Source organism: Flavobacterium sp. PL02, assembly GCF_035013205.1.
GTDB lineage: Bacteria > Bacteroidota > Bacteroidia > Flavobacteriales > Flavobacteriaceae > Flavobacterium.
In genome coordinates this window covers 1-1,093 of the sequence record NZ_JAYGJP010000021.1, presented here as the reverse complement: position 1 = coordinate 1,093, position 1,093 = coordinate 1, and the positions used below count along the sequence as shown (strand labels likewise).

2 protein-coding genes are annotated in these 1,093 nt (G+C 34.9%); both read left to right on the top strand.

What is annotated here, in order from left to right; translation table 11 throughout:
* Positions 1 to 79: 79 nt before the first annotated feature.
* On the top strand, positions 80 to 595 hold the full coding sequence (locus SHI72_RS23570; protein ID WP_323491592.1) for a hypothetical protein: 516 nt from the start codon (positions 80 to 82) through the stop codon (positions 593 to 595).
* Between the two features lie 118 nt (positions 596 to 713).
* On the top strand, positions 714 to 929 hold the full coding sequence (locus tag SHI72_RS23565) for a hypothetical protein (protein ID WP_323491591.1): 216 nt from the start codon (positions 714 to 716) through the stop codon (positions 927 to 929).
* Positions 930 to 1,093: the final 164 nt, after the last annotated feature.

Below are 1,093 nucleotides of genomic sequence, written 5' to 3'. Positions count from 1 at the left end.
TACTTGCAGTATCTAATATTAATATTAGAAAAACGCAAGGTGCTGTTATCAATCTAATTCTAAGAAATCATTTGTAATTATGGGATTTTTCAAAAAAATTGGTAAAGCCATCAAAAAAAATGTTTCGTTCAAAAACTTGGTAAAAGTTGCCACTCCAATAATGGGTGCTATTCCTTTCGCGGGAGGTATGATTCAAAACACTGTTGAGGGTTTTAGTGCTGCACATCAAGCAAAAAAAGATGCGCAAAACGCTCAAAATGAATACGACAGACAAGTTGCGGAAGCAAATGCGGAAGCATTAAGACAACAAACTTTAGCTTATGCGGGTCAAAATGTTGGTGCTATCGTTGGTAGTGGTGCTCAATCGTTTGCAAAAGGTATAACTGAGGGTATCTATAATGGTGCTTCTACAGGTGTTAAACAAGGCTTAGGGACTGTAGGTGCGGAAGTTGCAGACCATACCATATCAGCATGGTTTAAAAAACATTGGAAACACATCTTAATTGGGCTTTCTATCATTGGTGCAATTTATTTGATTAAAAAGCATAACGACGATAAAAACCCTCGTAGACGTGTTCAACAAAGACGAAGATAAATTTAAAATGAAGTATTATCGCATCTACGGATTGATTTTCCTGATAGACACGGTAATACTTCTACTAAAAAAATTAGGCGATTTAATCGCAATTATCAAACATTTAATATAAAAAACAATGGCACAACAAGCTAGAATTAGTACAGACAGATTTGGAAATCCTTATCAATTAGTAGGCTGTAAAGACAAAAAAGGAACTGGTTTTTACTCGGGTTATATGGAATTAGGTGGTAAACTTTACAAAATCGAACCATCACCAGCAAACAAAGAAGGCGTCGGTTACTGGGTAAAAGTTACTTTAGTAAAGAAACGTCCTGCTCATTCTGGAATGTAATGTTTTTCCGAGGGCTATTAAAATTATTACCTCTCATTATTCATGAAATAGCAGAGGTAATTAGTGAGAAACTAAAGGAGCGCAGAGAGCGTAAAGTCGAACAACAAAAAAATCAAGAAAATGGGAAGTATTAGTACTATTACAAATGTTCTTAAAATTATTGT

What these genes read in the sequence shown, in the direction of transcription:
- SHI72_RS23570 (WP_323491592.1), top strand. Translation starts at nt 80, where the DNA reads ATGGGATTTTTCAAAAAAATTGGTAAAGCCATCAAAAAAAATGTTTCG.
- SHI72_RS23565 (WP_323491591.1), top strand. Translation starts at nt 714, where the DNA reads ATGGCACAACAAGCTAGAATTAGTACAGACAGATTTGGAAATCCTTAT.